This is a genomic window from Knoellia sinensis KCTC 19936, from assembly GCF_000768705.1.
Classification (GTDB): Bacteria; Actinomycetota; Actinomycetes; order Actinomycetales; family Dermatophilaceae; genus Knoellia; species Knoellia sinensis.
In genome coordinates this window covers 191,292-207,894 of the sequence record NZ_AVPJ01000002.1, presented here as the reverse complement: position 1 = coordinate 207,894, position 16,603 = coordinate 191,292, and the positions used below count along the sequence as shown (strand labels likewise).

17 protein-coding genes are annotated in these 16,603 nt (G+C 68.8%); 9 read left to right on the top strand and 8 right to left on the bottom strand.

Features of this window, described 5'->3' with window-relative positions:
* The first annotated feature begins 58 nt into the window (after positions 1 to 58).
* Positions 59 to 1,051, top strand: coding sequence for a helix-turn-helix transcriptional regulator (locus tag N802_RS19285; RefSeq protein ID WP_156971273.1), 993 nt, complete (start codon positions 59 to 61; stop codon positions 1,049 to 1,051).
* 159 nt (positions 1,052 to 1,210) lie between these two features.
* A complete protein-coding gene (locus tag N802_RS03750; RefSeq protein ID WP_035912395.1) occupies positions 1,211 to 3,430 on the top strand; it encodes a HelD family protein in 2,220 nt (739 codons plus the stop codon).
* Positions 3,431 to 3,512: 82 nt separating this feature from the next.
* On the opposite strand, the gene N802_RS03745 is transcribed toward N802_RS03750, so the two are convergent.
* The 6 genes from N802_RS03745 to N802_RS03720 all read right to left on the bottom strand — a co-directional run bounded on the left by N802_RS03745 (position 3,513) and on the right by N802_RS03720 (position 7,509).
* On the bottom strand, positions 3,513 to 4,244 hold the full coding sequence (locus N802_RS03745; protein ID WP_035912392.1) for a DUF6230 family protein: 732 nt from the start codon (positions 4,242 to 4,244) through the stop codon (positions 3,513 to 3,515).
* Entirely contained in the window at positions 4,241 to 4,972 is a 732-nt protein-coding gene (locus N802_RS03740; protein WP_035912387.1) for a hypothetical protein, read from the bottom strand. The genes N802_RS03745 and N802_RS03740 overlap by 4 nt, the downstream gene beginning before the upstream one ends.
* Positions 4,969 to 5,427 (bottom strand): DUF6114 domain-containing protein, encoded by a 459-nt coding sequence (locus N802_RS03735; protein WP_211254335.1) that lies wholly within the window; start codon positions 5,425 to 5,427, stop codon positions 4,969 to 4,971. The genes N802_RS03740 and N802_RS03735 overlap by 4 nt, the downstream gene beginning before the upstream one ends.
* A complete protein-coding gene (locus N802_RS03730; protein ID WP_156971272.1) occupies positions 5,424 to 6,062 on the bottom strand; it encodes a DUF6230 family protein in 639 nt (212 codons plus the stop codon). The genes N802_RS03735 and N802_RS03730 overlap by 4 nt, the downstream gene beginning before the upstream one ends.
* 179 nt (positions 6,063 to 6,241) lie before the next feature.
* Positions 6,242 to 6,715 (bottom strand): DUF6114 domain-containing protein, encoded by a 474-nt coding sequence (locus N802_RS03725; RefSeq protein ID WP_281175127.1) that lies wholly within the window; start codon positions 6,713 to 6,715, stop codon positions 6,242 to 6,244.
* 179 nt (positions 6,716 to 6,894) lie between these two features.
* Positions 6,895 to 7,509 (bottom strand): DUF6230 family protein, encoded by a 615-nt coding sequence (locus N802_RS03720; RefSeq protein WP_035912377.1) that lies wholly within the window; start codon positions 7,507 to 7,509, stop codon positions 6,895 to 6,897.
* A 367-nt stretch (positions 7,510 to 7,876) separates the two neighbouring features.
* On the opposite strand from N802_RS03720, the gene lepB reads away from it, so the two are divergent.
* The 7 genes from lepB to N802_RS03685 all read left to right on the top strand — a co-directional run bounded on the left by lepB (position 7,877) and on the right by N802_RS03685 (position 14,710).
* Entirely contained in the window at positions 7,877 to 8,548 is a 672-nt protein-coding gene (lepB, locus tag N802_RS03715; protein WP_052109395.1) for a signal peptidase I, read from the top strand.
* A 242-nt stretch (positions 8,549 to 8,790) separates the two neighbouring features.
* On the top strand, positions 8,791 to 9,774 hold the full coding sequence (locus tag N802_RS03710) for an alpha/beta hydrolase (RefSeq protein WP_052109394.1): 984 nt from the start codon (positions 8,791 to 8,793) through the stop codon (positions 9,772 to 9,774).
* A 5-nt stretch (positions 9,775 to 9,779) separates the two neighbouring features.
* Entirely contained in the window at positions 9,780 to 10,610 is an 831-nt protein-coding gene (locus N802_RS03705; protein WP_156971270.1) for an alpha/beta fold hydrolase, read from the top strand.
* A gap of 216 nt (positions 10,611 to 10,826) precedes the next feature.
* Positions 10,827 to 11,855, top strand: coding sequence for a class II fructose-bisphosphate aldolase (fbaA, locus tag N802_RS03700; RefSeq protein ID WP_035912373.1), 1,029 nt, complete (start codon positions 10,827 to 10,829; stop codon positions 11,853 to 11,855).
* A gap of 17 nt (positions 11,856 to 11,872) precedes the next feature.
* Entirely contained in the window at positions 11,873 to 12,277 is a 405-nt protein-coding gene (locus N802_RS03695; RefSeq protein WP_035912372.1) for a DUF3151 domain-containing protein, read from the top strand.
* A 228-nt stretch (positions 12,278 to 12,505) separates the two neighbouring features.
* Complete coding sequence (locus tag N802_RS03690) at positions 12,506 to 13,315, top strand: helix-turn-helix domain-containing protein (protein ID WP_035912371.1); 810 nt, start codon at positions 12,506 to 12,508, stop codon at positions 13,313 to 13,315.
* Positions 13,316 to 13,411: 96 nt separating this feature from the next.
* The gene (locus N802_RS03685) at positions 13,412 to 14,710 is read left to right on the top strand and encodes an adenylosuccinate synthase (protein WP_035912369.1); all 1,299 of its coding nucleotides are present in this window, start codon (positions 13,412 to 13,414) and stop codon (positions 14,708 to 14,710) included.
* A gap of 18 nt (positions 14,711 to 14,728) precedes the next feature.
* On the opposite strand, the gene N802_RS03680 is transcribed toward N802_RS03685, so the two are convergent.
* Both N802_RS03680 and N802_RS03675 read right to left on the bottom strand, forming a co-directional pair.
* On the bottom strand, positions 14,729 to 15,742 hold the full coding sequence (locus N802_RS03680) for an outer membrane protein assembly factor BamB family protein (protein WP_084071849.1): 1,014 nt from the start codon (positions 15,740 to 15,742) through the stop codon (positions 14,729 to 14,731).
* Between the two features lie 186 nt (positions 15,743 to 15,928).
* On the bottom strand, positions 15,929 to 16,591 hold the full coding sequence (locus tag N802_RS03675) for a hypothetical protein (protein ID WP_156971269.1): 663 nt from the start codon (positions 16,589 to 16,591) through the stop codon (positions 15,929 to 15,931).
* Positions 16,592 to 16,603: the final 12 nt, after the last annotated feature.

The window sequence follows — 16,603 nt, the reverse complement described above, 5'->3', positions numbered from 1 at the left end:
TCAAACTGAGACACGGCGGATTCCTGACAATGTCGTGATCCCGCCATAGTCTGTGCCCGTGACGGTGCCGGACGAACGCCCTGTGGGTGACGAGCTCACCACTCGCGTCTACATGCTCCTGCTCCGGCTCAAGGCCCCCCGCCGCAGCCTCCTGCTCCAGGAGGGCTACTCCGAGGAGGAGGTCGCGGCCGCCCTGGGATCGCTCCAGTCCCGCAGGCTCATCGACGCCAGCCGAAGGGACGTCATCGAAGTCCACCCGCCCGACACGACCCTGCCCGCCTACGCCGCCGACCTCGAGCGACAGGCACGCGCCACCCGCTCGGCCATCGAGGGGCTCGCCCACACCTACTACGAAGCCCGCTCGACCGGGGGCACCGCACGCACCAGTCAGGACGTCTCCCTGCTCGACAGCGTTGCCGACATCGAGTCGGCCTTCTTCCGCGCCTCCGGGCGGGCAGAGAGCCGCATCGTCCGTCTCGTGGCGCGCAGCGACCGGATGGACCAGGTCGTCATCCGGCACGCGGAGTCGATCATCGCGGCGCGACCGACCAAGACCCACCCGAGCCTCGAGAGGCTCGTCGTCTTCGAGCAGTCGATCCTCGAGGTCGAGGGGGCCTTCAACGCGCTGTCGGCCCTGCGTGCCGACGGGATCGACGTGCGCCTCACCCCCCACCTGGCCTTCTCGGTCCTCGCGGTGGACCGCGCGGCGGCCGTCATCGACATCAGCCACCTGGAGCCGGGCGGGGGCGGTTCGCTCTATGTCCAGCAGCGCCAACTCGCCAGCGCCCTCATGGACATGTGCATCGGCCTCTTCTCGCTGAGCACCCCTCTGCCACGCACCCCCAGCGGGCCGGCCCTGCACCGGCTCACCCAACGCGACGGCGAGATCATCGCTCTGCTCGCCGCCGGCGCGAGCGACGCGACGATTGCCCGACAGCTCGCGATCTCGCAGCGCACCGTCGAACGTCGAGTACGCACGATCATGGAGGAGCTCGGAGCGACCACCCGCTTCCAGGCCGGGACCAACGCGGTGCGGCGCGGCTTCCTGTGAGCTCGGCCCTGCGGACGTAGCGGGTGTGACCGTCGCGGGTGTGACCGTCTCAGGTGTGGCCGCCGTGGCCTCGGTGGGCGCCACGCCCGCGTAGACTCGACGCTTCCGTGTGCTGAGCACACGGCCACCACACGCAGCTCTGCAGGGAGGGCCTCGACCGTGACGACCACTCGCTCCGGCGCCACCGACACCACGGCGGACGTCGCCCGCGAGATCGCGTTTGAGCAGGCACACGTCGACCGCGTCTACGCCGAACTCGAGAAGGCGTCGTCCCGCGTGGCCGACGTCGAGGCCGAGGGCCTGGCGCGCGGTCGGACGAGCCGCACCGGGGATGTCCGCGACGAGGAGCTCACTGGGCTCTTCGAACGCGACGCTCTCGTGTATGCCGCCGCGAAGCGCCGTTCCGCGATCGAGAAGCAATACGAAGGGCTCGTCTTCGGTCGACTCGACCTCGGCGACATGGGGACTCCGGCCGCCGAACGCGAGGTCCGGCACATCGGGCGACTCGGGGTGCGCGACGACGACTACGAGCCGTTGGTCATCGACTGGCGGGCCCCTGCCGCGTCGGCCTTCTATCGGGCGACCCCGGTCGACCCCATGGGCGTCATCCGCCGCCGCGTCCTCCGCTGCAAGGGCGCGACGGTCGTCGGCGCCGAGGACGACCTCATGGTCCCCGAGGCGCCGGACGACCTCGTGGTCCTCGGGGACGGCGCGCTCATCGCGGCCCTGACCAGGTCCCGTGGGCGGCAGATGCGCGACATCGTCGCGACGATCCAGCGCCACCAGGATGAAGCGATCCGGGCCCCCTCGCGAGGCGTCACCGAGATCACCGGCGGCCCCGGCACCGGCAAGACGGTCGTCGCGCTGCACCGTGCGGCATACCTGCTCTATTCGGAACGTCGCCGGTTCGAGTCCGGCGGGATCCTCGTGGTCGGCCCGTCCGCGGCCTACACGGCCTACATCGAACGCGTGCTGCCCTCACTCGGCGAGGACAGCGTGGCGCTGCGTGCCCTCGGAGACCTCGTCGACGGGGTCACCGCGGTGCGACTGGACTCGCCCGAGGTGGCGGCGATCAAGGGTTCACTGCGGATTCGTCGCCTGCTCTCGCGTGCGGCGTCACGGCCTCCCGTGGGAGCTCCGAAGCAGTTCCGGGTCTTCGTCAACGGGCACGCCGTCCGCCTCGACGAGCCTGTCCTGCACCGCATCCGGCGCCAGGTGCTGCGATCGGGACAGCACAATCTCGCCACTGCTCAGGCCCGTGAGTCCCTCGCCCAGGAGGCGTGGAAGTCGGTGCGGCAAGGCGACCGCGACGAGTTCCTCGATGCCTTCGACTCGTCCCGCGACGTCGACGAGTTCATGCAGACGTGGTGGCGGCAGATCGACCCTCGCGAGGTGCTTCTGGCTCTCGCCGACACCGACCACACCTCCGGCCTGGCACGTGGCGTCCTCGACCACGAGGAGGCGGCCGCGATCGCCGGATCGATGCGTGAGGCGCTCCAGCTCGGCACGTGGTCGGTCGCCGACGTCGCTCTCATCGACGATGTCTCTGCGAGGCTCGGACAGGTGCAGGAGCCCGAGGCCGAGGAGCGCGGCTTCTATGAGATCGAGGAGTTCGACGACCTGTCCGCCTATGGCGTGACTGACGTGCGGGCGGGCGTCGGACGACGCGGCCCCGACGCGTCGTCCCGCAGTGTCATCACCCCGACCGACGCCCGCGAACGCCTCCTCCACGGCCGCATCGAGCGCCCGTCGAGCAGCGCCCACGTCCTCGTCGACGAGGCACAAGACCTCTCCCCCATGCAGTGGCGCACCCTGGCCCGTCGGGGACGCAACGCGTCGTGGACCGTCGTGGGCGACGCCGCGCAGGCGTCGTGGGGGGATCTCGACGAGGCCTTGGCGGCACGGCGCGAGGCCTATGGGTCGCAAGAACTGCGCCGCTTCCACATGGACACCAACTACCGCAACGCACGTGAGATCTTCGACTACGCGCGCGATGTGATCCTGCCGCTGGTGCCCGACGCGGACATCCCGGCCGCCGTGCGAGAGACCGGTGTCGACCCGATCGACCGGGCTGTCGAGGCGCCGCCCGTGGCTGCTGCGGAGGCGGCCGTCGACGAGTTGCTCGGCGAGGTCGAGGGGTCGATCGCGGTCATCACGCCGACACGGTGGGCTGACCGGTTGGCGCATCTCGAGGGCGCCGGCGACGGACGGGTCCAGGTCATCGACCCGCTCTCGACCAAGGGTCTTGAGTGGGACGCCACGGTGGTCGTCGACCCCGACGGCATCATCGAGGAGTCGCCGGGTGGGGTGCGCGTCCTCTATGTCGTGCTCACCCGCGCCGCCCACCGCATGACTGTCCTTCGCCCCAGCACCACCTGACCCGCCCCCTCGCAACGTCAGCGTCAACGGTCGCTCTAGCGGCCGTTCCCGCTGACGTTGCGGGAGCCGTTGGTGACCAGAGTCAGTTCTTGATGGGCAATTGGTTGCAGGTCTGGCCGTTGCGGGTCACGGTGATGTCGAGGTTCGGCAGGTTGAGCGGGCCACCGATCTGCATGTCGTAGACCTTGCCGCGCAACTGGTAGAGCTCGCCGATCGACGCCTGGATCCCGAGGTAGTTGCCGGTGGTCGGCGCCTCGAGCGGGTTGTCGAGGAACTTCGTCGGGTCGTTGGGATCGGGGATCGTCCGCAGCGAGGATGCCCGTGGCCCGATCTCGACGAGGCCGTCGAGGTTGATGCCGGGGTCTGACGTGCCCCTGATCTCAGTGACGTCGAAGACGATGTTCTTGCCGGTCGACTCGAAGGTGTTGGGGTTGTCGTCGCCCGACGTGACCTTGATCGTCCAGTTGACCCCGGCGAGCTGCTGGATCTGCGAGAAGCAGAAGCCGTTGAGGTTGGCGCCTGCAAATCCGGTGCGCAACACCGGCTTCGGCGTCGACTGTCCGGCCACCCCCGTGCTCACCGGGACGGTGACGATCCCCATCGCGACGACGTCCCCGTGGACGCGCCCCGTGGAGAACTCGGCTGTGCCCTTCTGCACGGTGATCTGCGAGGCGATGACGTTGGACTTGAGCATCCCGAGGGTGCCGCCCATGAGCGCAAGGGCGGGCAGGGCAACGAATGCAGCACGGCCCCAGCGCGTGCCGTGTGCGGCGCGGGTCGGCGGCGACTGCTCGTTCGAGGCCTTCTCGGTCACTGGACGGTCACCGTCGTCTTCGGCATGCGCAGGGGGTACTGACCAGTGGCCCCCGGAGTGGCGTTGTAGGTCACCAGGTACTTGATGTTGAGGTTCATCTGGCACCCGGCGATGTCGGAGCCCTGAACCAGGGCCACCAGGAAGCTGTCGGCTGCAACAGGGGTGCCGCAGAAACCACTGATCCCGAAGGAGCCGTCGGTGATCCACAGGTCGGTGTACATGACGACGCCTTGGTCGTTCTTGCCACCGAGCTGGGAGAAGGCGTCCGGGATGAAGGAGGCGGTGTGGCCCGTGCCGTTGGTCGTCCTGAACGTCATCGCCTTGTTGACCTGGAAACGGGCGAACGAGAAGTGCCACAGGTTCTGGGTGGACCCGTCCGCCATCCTGACTGCTTCCTGCCCGATGCGGCGGATCTCGTCGACCTGGAAGCGCCGCTCGTAGCACCCCAGCGCACAGAACGGGTACGAGCCGTAGCCCCAGGGGCCAAGGGGGATGTTCATGTTGACGTTGGTGCCAGTCAGGCAGGGGCGCATCTGGATGCCCCCGTGGTGAGTCCTCAGAGTCGCCCGGTTGGCGTCGTTCGCCCCGCATTGGTGGGTGTCCGTCAGTGCCCGTGCCGACGACTCACCCCGGATCGGGAACACGAGCAACCCCGAGAGCACTGCGAACAGGGCGAGGACAACGGCAAACCGTTGCACTCTCCGACCACAGACGACGCGAGCCTTCACGAGGCCGATCCGTCGACCTGTCGACGACGGGAAACCCTGGAACGCTTCGGACCCTTGGGCCGCTTCTCGCCCCAGGCCCACACCATGGAGCCGCCGAGGACGCCGAGCAGACTGCCGACGAGGTAGCCGCCGAGGTTGGCACTGATGAAGGCGGCGAGCGCCACGAGCACGGACAACAGCCCGAGCAGCGGCGCATAGAGCGGGGATGCCCAGACGGCGAGGCCGAAGATGATGAGCGCACCACCGAGCACATAGCCGGCCGTGGCGTTCCAGCCACCGGTGATGACGAACCCGAAGCTGAACGACATCAACCTGATGATCCAGACCCCGGCGAGGATCAGCAGCAGACCGCCCCAGAACGGTCGGGTCTGGCGGAACGCTCGGAAGAGCCGACGGAACGAGCCGGCGAACTCACGAACGGATCCCCTTGCAGGAGAGGCGGTTGCGGCGCTCATGACGCGGGGTTCGCCAGCGTGGCGCAGTCGGCGTGGTCCTTCTTGCCCGGCACGATCTGGATCCGGAGGTTGGGGAGCTTGATCGATCCCTGCAGGTCGATGCCATAGGCCTGGGACTTGAGGTTGCTGATGGTGAGGACCTTGGCCTGCAGACCGAATGCGCCGGGCGCCCCTGCCATCGGCGCCGGGAAGGTGTCGCCGTTCATGGTCACGGAGTCGGCCGACTGCCCGAGATTGAGGGAGGCAATCTCGTCGCCGTACCCGGACAGTCCGGGAGACGCGAAGAACAGCTTGGTCGCACTGACCTGTTCCGCTCCGGCCTCGAGGGTGCCGTCAACAGTTTCTCCGGCACGCAGGACGAAGGACACGTCTCCGACCGTTGGGAGATTCTGGTGAGCGATGGCGCACAGGCCGGCGAGCTTTGCCTCGGCGAAGCCCATCTCGGAGACGGCAACCTTGCCGTTGTTCTTGGTCTGCTGCTCGTCGATGAAGCCGGCGCCGTGCGTTCCGGAGATCTTGTTCGTATAGACCTTGTATGCCGTGTCGACCGACGTGAAGTTCACCGCCAGTGCGTTCTGGGTCACCAGGGTGAACATGGCCCCCAGTGCGGCGAACCCGGCGACGGCGGGTGCCACGACTCGCCTTCGAGTACCTCGTCGAGTGCTGAGCGCCGAGTCAACCATCGTCTCGGTGCGCGCGGCTGCGTCGGCACGCAACTGATCGGCCCAGGCGCCACTGGCCGCACGGACACGTGAGGCGACGGGCATGCGGGTTCGAGAGCGATGGCTGCCGTGCGAGCGGCGACGGAATCGCATCAGGCCGCACTCCCCTTGGCGACACTTCCCTTGGCCGAGCGAGCAGCGCGCTGGCGCGAGGTGCGGCGCGCTTCCCTGGCGTTGTGCTTCTCGACCTCCGCCTCCGAGTAGGGCGTCCAGGCAAAGATCATCGAGGCGCCGACGACGCCGCAGAGCATGCCGACGACCCAGCCGCCGAGGTTGGCGAGTGGGAGGGACGCGAGGGACATCAGGACCGCCATGATCGCCGGGAAGTGGCGCTGGGCCGGGAGGAAGAGGGCGGTCAGGGCGGCGGCGATCATGCCGAGCCCGAGGACGTAGGCCGAGACCCCACCGACGCCCAGGCTGAGCAGCATGCTCGTCGCGCCCACGACGGGGCGCATGACCAGCCACCCGCCGAGGATGAGGATGAGGGCACCCCAGAAGGGGCGACGGCGACGCCACGTCGTGAACCGCGCCCAAGGGCTGCGCTTCCGCGTAGCGGGGGGTGCGATCGGGGCGGGAGTGGGTGCGTGGGGGCGAGCTCAGCCATGACAGGTGGTCTTTCTGGGTGGTGCGTGTGGAGGCGGTGCTTGGGTGATGAGCGGGTATTGCCGGGTGACGCCCGAGAGGAGCTGCGTCGTCCGACCGCCACCTGCCGGGTTGGCGGCGGTCGGACGACGATGAAGCTGGATCAGCCGCAGGTCGCCGTCGACGTGGTCGGCGTGACGTTGAGGCTGCTCAGGGTCAGGCCGCTCTCGAGGGTGAGGGCGTAGGCCGTCGCGTTCATGCCCGTGAGGTCGACAAGGTCGGTGCCCGACTGGCTCACGGAGGTGAGCGCGAACCCGTTCGGGTTGGCGGAGCTGCTGGACACGCCAGCCTCCGACGCGGCCTGACCAACCGTCGTCTTCGGCAGGTCAGTGGTGCCGGCCGTGATCGATGCCGCGTTGAGCGTGACGGCGCCGACGTCGGTGATGTCGGCGGGGGCAGTGGCGATCTTGACGCCGATGTTGCCGAACACAGGGATCGTGTCGTTGGCAGCCATGCACATGCCGGTGAGCTTGGTCCCGGCCATGTCGGCGACGGCCGCCTGCTTGTCAGTGGCGCCGGCTGCACCGGCGACCTGCGCGGTACCGAGGCCGAGCTTCATGCTCGTCGCCGTCGTCTTCGAGCCTGCCAGCTCGAAGCCGTTGGCCGACGAGAGCGTCGCGCTGACGAGGCCCTGGGCGATGGCAACGCCGAAGCCGAGGCTGACTGCGAGAGCCGGAACCGAGACGGCAGCGAACTTGCCGGCGCGGGTGCGACCCATTCCGAATTCCTTCATGAACCCTCCATTGGGCACAGGGGTGACCACTCGGTCACCGTGGAAGCCGCCTCCGAGGCGGAGACGGCCTGAAGGAAAGGGCAGGAGCCCTCACCTCCGCGCGGAGGGAGGCGTCGACGACGTCCCTCGCAAGGAGGTGAGGCATCTTTGCCGCCCGGCTCGGCAACCCCGGTCGGGACCGGTGATGCTCCGCGCGTCGAAAGATTGACATACCGGCCAGTAACTGCGGTAGGTCTTGGGTCCAAAAATGAGGGCGGGTTGGAACCTAGCGCTCGCGCGATCGTTGCCCTAAACTGCGCGCGCCCGGCCCACTCCTGTGGGGGTTCCGGGATCGAGCAGAGGACCCCACGCCGTGACCATCGAAGCCCCGGACCAGTCCCACGGTGCCTCCGACTGGCCGTTCGACGACGAGTTCGACGAGCCCCGCCGTCGTGGACTCACCATCGCCGCAGGGCTCCTCGCCGCGATCGTCGTGCTGGCGGTCGTCGCGGTCATTGCCGCGCTGACGTTCTCGGTGCAGGTGTCCGGCCGCAGCATGGAGCCCACCCTCGCGCCCGGCGATCGCCTGGTCACAGACGTCCTCGGCGGCGGCTCGGAAGTGCAGCGCTTCGACCTCGTCGGAGCCCGGGTGGAGGATGTGGGCGTCGTGGTCAAGCGTGTCATCGGCATGCCGGGCGACACCGTCGAGATCCGGGTCGAGAACGACCGGCCCGTGGTGGTCGTCCGGCCGTCCGGAGGCGATGCGGACCAGATCGTCGACAACCCTTCCTGGACAGCGCGCCTGGCCGGCAACAAGGACACCTGCTGCACGCCCGACGGGAAGGGCACCCCCGAGCCCACCCGAGTCACGGTGCCCTCCGGCCGGTACTGGATCGTCGGCGACAACTGGGGGGCATCCGACGACTCGCGCGTCTTCGGCTTCGTCGCCGCCGACCGCGTGGGCGCCTCGCTGAACTTCCGCATCCTGCCGCTGGGTGAATTCGGCCGCGTTCCACACGACGTCACCCTCCGCCCGGTCGGCTGAACGGACCTGCCTGCTTGCGTCCGGGGATGTGGTCGCCGGAGCGACCACAGTTGCGGACGCCGCCGGTATGCCGCGCGCTTGCGTCCGGAGATGTGGTCGCCAGAGCGACCGATCCCGCGGACGCGGGCGGACGGCATACCTTGTCGTCTTCGAGTATGTGAAGGCTTGGCTACCGCTCAGTAGGCTCGCGGCATTCACGGTGGACGACGGAGTCCGCCCCCGTCTCCACGCTGGAGTCCGCGTTGTCGCTGCAGACCGACGTCATCCCCGCAGGCAAGGGCCTGCCCGCCCTCATCGTGCGCTGGCTGTGCCGCATCTTCGTGCGGCCGACCCTCACGTCGTGGCCGCTCCATGGCCCCCTGGCACCGGTGATGCGGGGCATCGACGCCGTCTTCGCCCCCGTTCCGCGGCTGCGCGGCACGGTGCACGACAAGGTCGATGCGCCGACGTGGCGGGCAGAACTGGTGCGTCCCGCCGAGCTCAGCGTGGAGGACGCGAAGGAGCGCGGCGCAGTTCTCTACTTCCACGGCGGCGCGTTCGCCTTCTGCGGACTCCGCAGCCACCGTCGAGTCGTCGAACGCATCGCCCTCGCGACAGGGCTGCCCGTCCTCACCGTCGACTATCGCCAGCACCCGATCGGCGGCTACGCCGAGGCCAAGGCCGACGCGGTCGAGGCGTGGCGCCACCTCGTCGACGTCGTCGGTGTCGCACCCGACCGGATCGTCATCGCCGGCGACTCGGCGGGCGGGATGCTCACCTTCACCACCGGGCTGGCTGCCTCCGCCCTCGGCGAGCGGCCAGCGGGACTCGTGGGCTTCTCACCGTGGACCGACTTCTGCACGAAGTCCAAGCGCGCCCACGCCAATGCCCGCAAGGACGTCTTCATCCCGGTCAACCGACTGGCGGGCATCGCCGCGGTGCTGCACAAGCTGCCCGAGGCCGACCTCACCATCGCGCCGGTGGAAGCCAAGGACCTGTCGCTCCTGCCGCCGGTCCTCATGACTGCCTCGGCCGACGAGATCCTCCTCGTCGACGCGGAGTTGATGGCCGAGCGTCTTGCCGCCGCCGGCGTGCCGACCCGGCTGACCATCTGGCCCGGAACGGTGCACGCCTTCCCGGTGCTCTCGCACATCACCCCCGACAGCAAGCGGGCCCTCACGACGGCGACAGACTTCATCACCGAGCGCGTCAGCGCGGCGACGGCCACGGCCGCACAGGCGGCGTGACCGCCATGTCGACGATTCACTACAGCCGCACCGGTACTGGCGAGCCCGTCGTCCTCATCCATGGCATCGGCCACTCGGGCCGTGTGTGGGAGACGGTGCCCGAGCTGCTCAAGGACGACTACGACGTCATCGCGATCGATCTACCGGGACACGGCGCGTCGCCGAAGCCCGGCAGCGGGCACGGCTGGTCGCTCGCAGACCAGTGCGCACAGATCGAGGAGTTCTTCGACGAGCTCGGTCTGGATCAGCCGCACGTCATCGGCAACTCTCTCGGCGGTGCCATCGCACTCGAACTCGGGGCACGCGGGTCGGTGCGCTCAGTGACCGCGCTGGCCCCCGCGGGATTCTGGTCTCCGGCCGGATTGGGTTGGGCCGCAGGGGTGCTCACCACTCTCAAGGCCCTGTCCTACTCCCCGACGTTCGTCATCCGACTCTTCGGCAGTCATCCAGTGGGTCGGCGACTCATCATGTGGCCGCTGTATGCCCACACGGAGCTGCTCACGCAGGACGACTTCGTCCACGACGCGCTCAACATCCGTCGCGCGCCGGGGTTCCTGGCCAACTACATCCGGCTGCCCTTCTACCAGTACAGAGGCACACCGCAGATGCCCACCGCAGTGCTCTGGGGCGACCGCGACGCGATCCTCCTGCCGACACAGGCGAAGGTCGCGCGCCGCCGACTGCCCCAAGCTCTCCACGCGACCCTCAAGGGTGCGGCACACTGCCCGCAGCTCGACGTGCCCGAGCGGGTCGTCGAGCACGCGCTCAGCACGATGCGGCGAGCCGACGCGGGTCGACGCCCCGCGGCAGCGCCGTCGATCACGGCCGCTTCCTGACTCTTGCCCCGACTTTGTGCCCCATTGGGACACCTCGATCGGGCCGAGGGCCCGGCCGAAGTGTCCCAATGGGGCACAAAGTCGGGGGGTGCTCAGGTGGGGCCAGCTGCCCGAGGGCCAGAGTCGCCGACCGGTCGGTGGGCGCTCCCTGTCGCTGCCCCAACCCCGCGTGGAAAGATCGGCCCCAATCCGGCTCGCCGCTGACAAGGAGACCCCATGCCCATCGCCACCCCCGAGATCTATGCCGACATGCTCGACCGAGCCAAGGCCGGCTCGTTCGCCTACCCGGCCATCAACATCACCTCGAGCCAGACGGTGACGGCGGCGATCCGCGGGTTCGCCGAGGCCGGCAGCGACGGCATCATCCAGGTCTCGACCGGTGGTGGCGAATACGCCTCCGGCGCGACGATCAAGGACATGGTCACCGGGGCCAAGGCCCTCGCGGCCTACGCCGAGGAGGTCGCGAAGAACTACCCGGTCAACATCGCGCTCCACACCGACCACTGCCCCAAGGACAAGCTCGACGGCTTCGTCCGCCCGCTCCTCGCGGCGAGCACCGAGCGGGTCAAGGCCGGAGGGCTGCCGATCTTCCAGAGCCACATGTGGGACGGCTCGGCCGTGCCACTTGAGGAGAACCTGCAGATCGCGGACGAACTCCTGGCGCTGTGCAAGGCCGCCAACGTCATCCTCGAGATCGAGGTCGGCGTCGTCGGTGGCGAGGAGGATGGCGTCGCCAACGAGATCAACGACCAGCTCTACACGACGCCCGAGGACGCCATCGCGACGGTGAAGGCTCTCGGCTCTGGCGAGGAGGGCCGCTACCTGACCGCCCTGACCTTCGGCAACGTCCACGGCGTCTACAAGCCGGGCAACGTCAAGCTCCGCCCCGAGATTCTCAAGTCGGCGCAGGAGGCTGCAGCTGGCGAGCTCGGCCTCGCCGCCGACGCCCGCCCCTTCGACCTCGTCTTCCACGGTGGCTCCGGCTCGACCGCCGAGGAGATCGCGGCTGCCGTCGACTACGGCGTCATCAAGATGAACGTCGACACCGACACCCAGTACGCCTTCACCCGCCCCGTCGCCGAGTGGATGATGCGCAACTTCGACGGCGTCCTCAAGGTCGACGGCGAGGTCGGCAACAAGAAGCAGTACGACCCCCGCGCCTGGGGCAAGGAAGCCGAGGCCGCCATGGCTCGGCGCGTCGTCGAGGCCTGCGAGAACCTCCGTTCCGCCGGCACCCACGCCTGAGTCAGCAGGAGCAGACCATGAGTGACAACCTTCTCGGCATCCCCGAGACCCGCCTCCCCGACGACCCGGCGGCGAGCAAGCTGGAAGCCGGCGTGGCCGCGGACCAGGTCGCGACGGCATACCCGGCCTCTCCGATCGCGTGGGCAACCCTCGCCGAGGACGCGCTGGAGGACGGCCGCACCATCGAGGGCTACGCCTACGCCCGCACCGGCTACCACCGGGCGCTCGACACCCTGCGCAAGAACGGATGGCGCGGTCAGGGTCCGGTGCCGTGGGAGCACGAGCCCAACCGTGGTTTCCTCCGAGCCCTCGCCGCCCTGTCCCGGGCCGCGGGCGCGATCGGCGAGACCGGCGAGGAGCGTCGGTGCGCCGACTTCCTCCGGGATTCGTCGGCGACCGGAGCGCGCGAACTGGGCCTGTGACTGGCCTGTCGCACCACCCGGCATGACAAGAGGGGCTCGGACCGCGGTCCGAGCCCCTCTCTTTGCCCCTGCCAGGGAGCACCACGCCGAAGCGTGAAGCACGTCCGTTGTGTCCCCTGCCACCTCGGCCGTGTGACCACAACTATGCATCCCCGTCATCGAATTCTGCGACACTTAGATGCCATTGGCAGCAACCTGCCAACGCCTTGCGCACGAAAGGAGCCGAATATGGACCTGACCTCCCCTGATGTCACCTCACCGACCCGGCTTCTCGAGGAGTATTTCGACCGCGAAGACGCACGCATCGAGGAGAGATTCCGCGATCTCAGCCAGGCCCGCGGCCTGCTGGACCGGCTCATCGGGTCGGACCTGCCGTCGACCGCACCCGGGGTCGAGGCGATCAGCGACGACCTTGCCCCCACCGTGGTCCAGCGCCTCATCCACGAGTCGAGCGGGCTCCTCCGCAACTTCGTCATGGTCGTCGACGCCGGCCCCGCCCTCGACGAAACGACGATGCGTGACAACCAGCACTGGATCGCGAGCGGCAACATCCAGCGGACCATCTACCCGGCCTCATCGCTCGACACCCCGCAGGGCATGCAGTGGCTGCGCTCGTGGGCGTCCATCGGGGAGGAGCAGCGCCTCCTCCCCCTAGTCGCATCGGAGTACGCCGTCTTCGGCGACGTCGGCGCTGTGGCCCTGGCGCGCTGGGGCGACCTGACGTCGGGCTACGTCCTCATTCGTGACCCCCTCCTCATCTCCACGTTGGCGGCCTACTTCGACCTCGCGTGGGAGCACTCTCACGCGGTGCCGTACGCCGCGAGCCAGCCCGGCGACGACCGACTCATCGAACTCCTCGGCCTGGGCCTCAAGGACGAGGCCATCGCCCGCTTCCTCGGCGTGGGGCTTCGGACCGTTCGGCGCCGCGTCGCCTCTCTCATGGCGGTGCACGGCGTCGACACGAGGTTCCAGCTCGGGGCCGCCCTCGCGGGGTCCGGGAGGTCGGCAGCGACCGTGGGCGGACGGCATACCAGATAGGCTGTTTCGCGTCGGAGTCCCGCCGCGTGAGCCACGCGGCCGGGCTCCTCGCATGTCACGCACGCGCGGAACTCCCGCGCAGGGAAGGACAACCAGATGCCGGCAATCGTGCTCGTCGGAGCCCAGTGGGGCGACGAAGGCAAGGGCAAGGCCACCGACCTCATGGGCGAGGACGTCGACTACGTCGTCAAGTTCAACGGTGGCAACAACGCGGGCCACACGGTCGTCATCGAGAAGGACGGCAAGCTCGAGAAGTACGCCCTCCACCTGCTGCCCTCCGGCATCCTCACGCCGAGCGTCACGCCGATCATCGGCAACGGTGTCGTCGTCGACCTCGAGGTGCTCTTCGAGGAGCTCGATGGGCTGAACGCGCGCGGCGTCGACACGAGCAAGCTGCTCATCAGTGCCAACGCGCACGTCATCGCGCCCTACAACCGCACCCTCGACAAGGTCACGGAGCGCTTCCTCGGGGCGCGCAAGATCGGCACGACCGGTCGCGGCATCGGCCCGACCTACGCCGACAAGATGAACCGCATCGGCATCCGCATCCAGGACATCTTCGACGAGGGCATCCTGCGCCAGAAGGTCGAGGCGGCACTGGCCTTCAAGAACCAGGTGCTCGCCAAGATCTACAACACCCGCTCCGTCGAGGCGGACCTCGTCGTCGAAGAACTTCTTTCGTATGCCGACCGGTTGCGTCCCATGGTCGCCGACACCGCGCTCGTGCTCGAGCAGGCCCTGAACGACGACAAGAACGTGCTCCTCGAGGCCGGCCAGGCGACGCTCCTCGATGTCGACCATGGCACCTACCCGTTCGTGACGTCGTCGTCGGCGACGGCCGGTGGCGCGTGCACGGGCTCCGGCATTCCGCCGACTCGGGTGTCCCGGGTCATCGCGATCCTCAAGGCCTACACGACTCGCGTGGGTGAAGGCCCGTTCCCGACCGAGCTCGACGACGACAACGGTGAGTTCCTGCGCAAGACCGGCGCCGAGTACGGCACGACCACCGGCCGACCGCGGCGCTGCGGGTGGCTCGACGTCGTCATCGGTCGCTACGCCACGCGCATCAACGGCGTCACCGACTTCGTCATCACCAAGCTCGACGTCCTCACCGGTCTCGACACCCTTCCGATCTGCGTCGCCTATGACGTCGACGGTGTCCGTCACGACGAGATGCCGGTGGGGCAGAGCGACTTCCACCACGCGAAGCCGATCTATGAGGAGCTTCCCGGCTGGTCGGAGGACATCTCCGGCTGCCGCACCTTCGAGGAACTGCCGGCGAACGCCCAGGCCTACGTGCTGCGCGTCGAGGAGCTCATCGGCGCCCGCGTCTCGGCGATCGGCGTCGGCCCGGGCCGGCACGAGATCATCGAGCGCCACGCGCTGCTCGACTAGATCGTTCGGAGCCCCGCGTCAGGGGATCCGATAGCCGGTCAGCCAGGGGTTGTGCCAATTCGGCTCCGGGCGCAAGAACATCGACACGTCGCCCACGTGAGCGACGAAGCCGGACCCCTGCACGGAACCCAATTCGGCGCTCGTCGCCCAGGTGCGGCCATCGACACGTGTCAGGTTGAGCAGATCACCGTCGGGGAGCACGCGGACGAACCCGCGACCATCTGCGAACACTGTCTCGCCGTTGAGCCGCGAGCGCTGCCAGATCTCCTTGCCCGACGTCGTGTCGAACGCGAAGAGCTGGCTCTCGCTCTCACTGCTGAGCCACCCGATCCTGACGGTGCCGTGGCGGGCGAGTTCGAAGTAGGAGTCAACGTCCGCAGGCGACCCATCGGCTCGTACCAATCTGGGCTTGGGCTCCGTTGCCGCGGCGCAGGCTGCAGAGGTGGCGGGAAGGGGCGACCCGTCGTCGGAGGCGAAGCAGACAGACGGCTCGTCCGGGCGCGACGGCGAACCGAAGTCCACCAGCGCGATCGCACCCGTCTCCGTCCGGACGCTGTAGTCCTGCGAGCGACCATGCGTGACCGACCACAGGCGCTGACCCGTCGCCACGTCGACCCCGAAAAGGGTCCTGCACCCGTCGCCGCCGACGACCCCGATCACGCTCGCACCACCGAAGTGCTTCGACATCGAGCACACGACGTTGTCGCCCTGCGGGCTCGCCGACCACAGCTGCTCGCCTGAAGCGGCGGCGTACGCGACCAAGGGGCCCGGATGGGTCTGCCTGGCGCGGCTGATCCCGGTGGACCAGTCGGTCACGGAGATCCACGAGTTGGCTCCCTGTGACGACACTGCGGCACCGAGTTCGCGCCGCTCCCACAGTTTCACCGGCTCAGTCGCCGTGGTCTGGGCCGCTGCCGCAGCGGAGGCTGTTGCCGTCGACTGCCCGCGGCTCTGCTCTGCGCAGCCCGACAGGACACCCGCGGGCGCCAGACCAGCCAAACCCGCGGCGACCCCGCGTCGTCTCCCCCTCATGAACGTCAGTCTGGCACAACGTTATTGACCACGGGAGGCTTTGATGGACGCATATCGCCCGACTGATCCGCGAAGCCCGGGCGAGCGACGAGCACAGGCGAGCGGACGGCATACACCACCTCCCGGACCCCGGCGGCCCGGGAGGCTGTGTATGCCGTCCGCCCACGTTCAGGGGACGACCGCGAGTCAGGCCGTGGGCACCTCCAACGCCGCGGGGGCAGCCGCGGCGGCCTCGGCGCGACGCAGCAGGAACGAGCCAATGACGCCCGTCGCGAGAAGTGCGACGAGGAGACCGACTGCGATGGGTGCGGTCCAGGTCGCCCACTCGATCTCGGCGCGGTGCCAGGCGACACCGATGAGACAGAGGGCACCGATACCGGTGAGCGCGATGAGGCCCGGCTTGAGACGGTCGAGGTCAGCGTCGACGAGCGCCTGCAGGAGCGCGGCACCCAGGGTCAGGCACCACGCGCCGAGGGCGCGGGCGTCGATGGTCGAGACCTCCCACGGCACGAGCCCACCCCAGAAGTCGGGGCGAATGAGGAGGCCGAGACCGAGGCCGAAGAAGGCCGAACCCTCGAGTGCGATGAGCGGGATGACCACCTTCGGCATCGGCGCGTGCGACGTCAGCGGGAAGCCTGGCTCACGGAACTGCGTCACGAGGACGAGGCCCACGAACAGGGTGAGGCCGAGCATCGCGAGCAGCCAACCCCAGGAGAGGACGAAAGCGATCACGCCACCACCGCGAAGGGCCAACTCGTCGAGGTGCAGGAGCGAGACGACGAGCATGCTGCTCACGAGGAACCCCGCCGGGATGACCGCGATGCGGAGTTCCTCCCAGAGCGTCCGCACCGACGCACTGAA

Excerpts from the sequence above, each read along its gene's own strand:
- N802_RS03695 (WP_035912372.1), top strand. The coding sequence starts at position 11,873 with ATGAGTGACAACCTTCTCGGCATCCCCGAGACCCGCCTCCCCGACGAC.
- N802_RS03680 (WP_084071849.1), bottom strand. The coding sequence starts at position 15,742 with ATGAGGGGGAGACGACGCGGGGTCGCCGCGGGTTTGGCTGGTCTGGCG.
- fbaA (WP_035912373.1), top strand. The coding sequence starts at position 10,827 with ATGCCCATCGCCACCCCCGAGATCTATGCCGACATGCTCGACCGAGCC.
- N802_RS03735 (WP_211254335.1), bottom strand. The coding sequence starts at position 5,427 with ATGAGCGCCGCAACCGCCTCTCCTGCAAGGGGATCCGTTCGTGAGTTC.
- N802_RS03720 (WP_035912377.1), bottom strand. The coding sequence starts at position 7,509 with ATGGGTCGCACCCGCGCCGGCAAGTTCGCTGCCGTCTCGGTTCCGGCT.
- N802_RS03685 (WP_035912369.1), top strand. The coding sequence starts at position 13,412 with ATGCCGGCAATCGTGCTCGTCGGAGCCCAGTGGGGCGACGAAGGCAAG.
- N802_RS03690 (WP_035912371.1), top strand. The coding sequence starts at position 12,506 with ATGGACCTGACCTCCCCTGATGTCACCTCACCGACCCGGCTTCTCGAG.
- N802_RS03705 (WP_156971270.1), top strand. The coding sequence starts at position 9,780 with ATGTCGACGATTCACTACAGCCGCACCGGTACTGGCGAGCCCGTCGTC.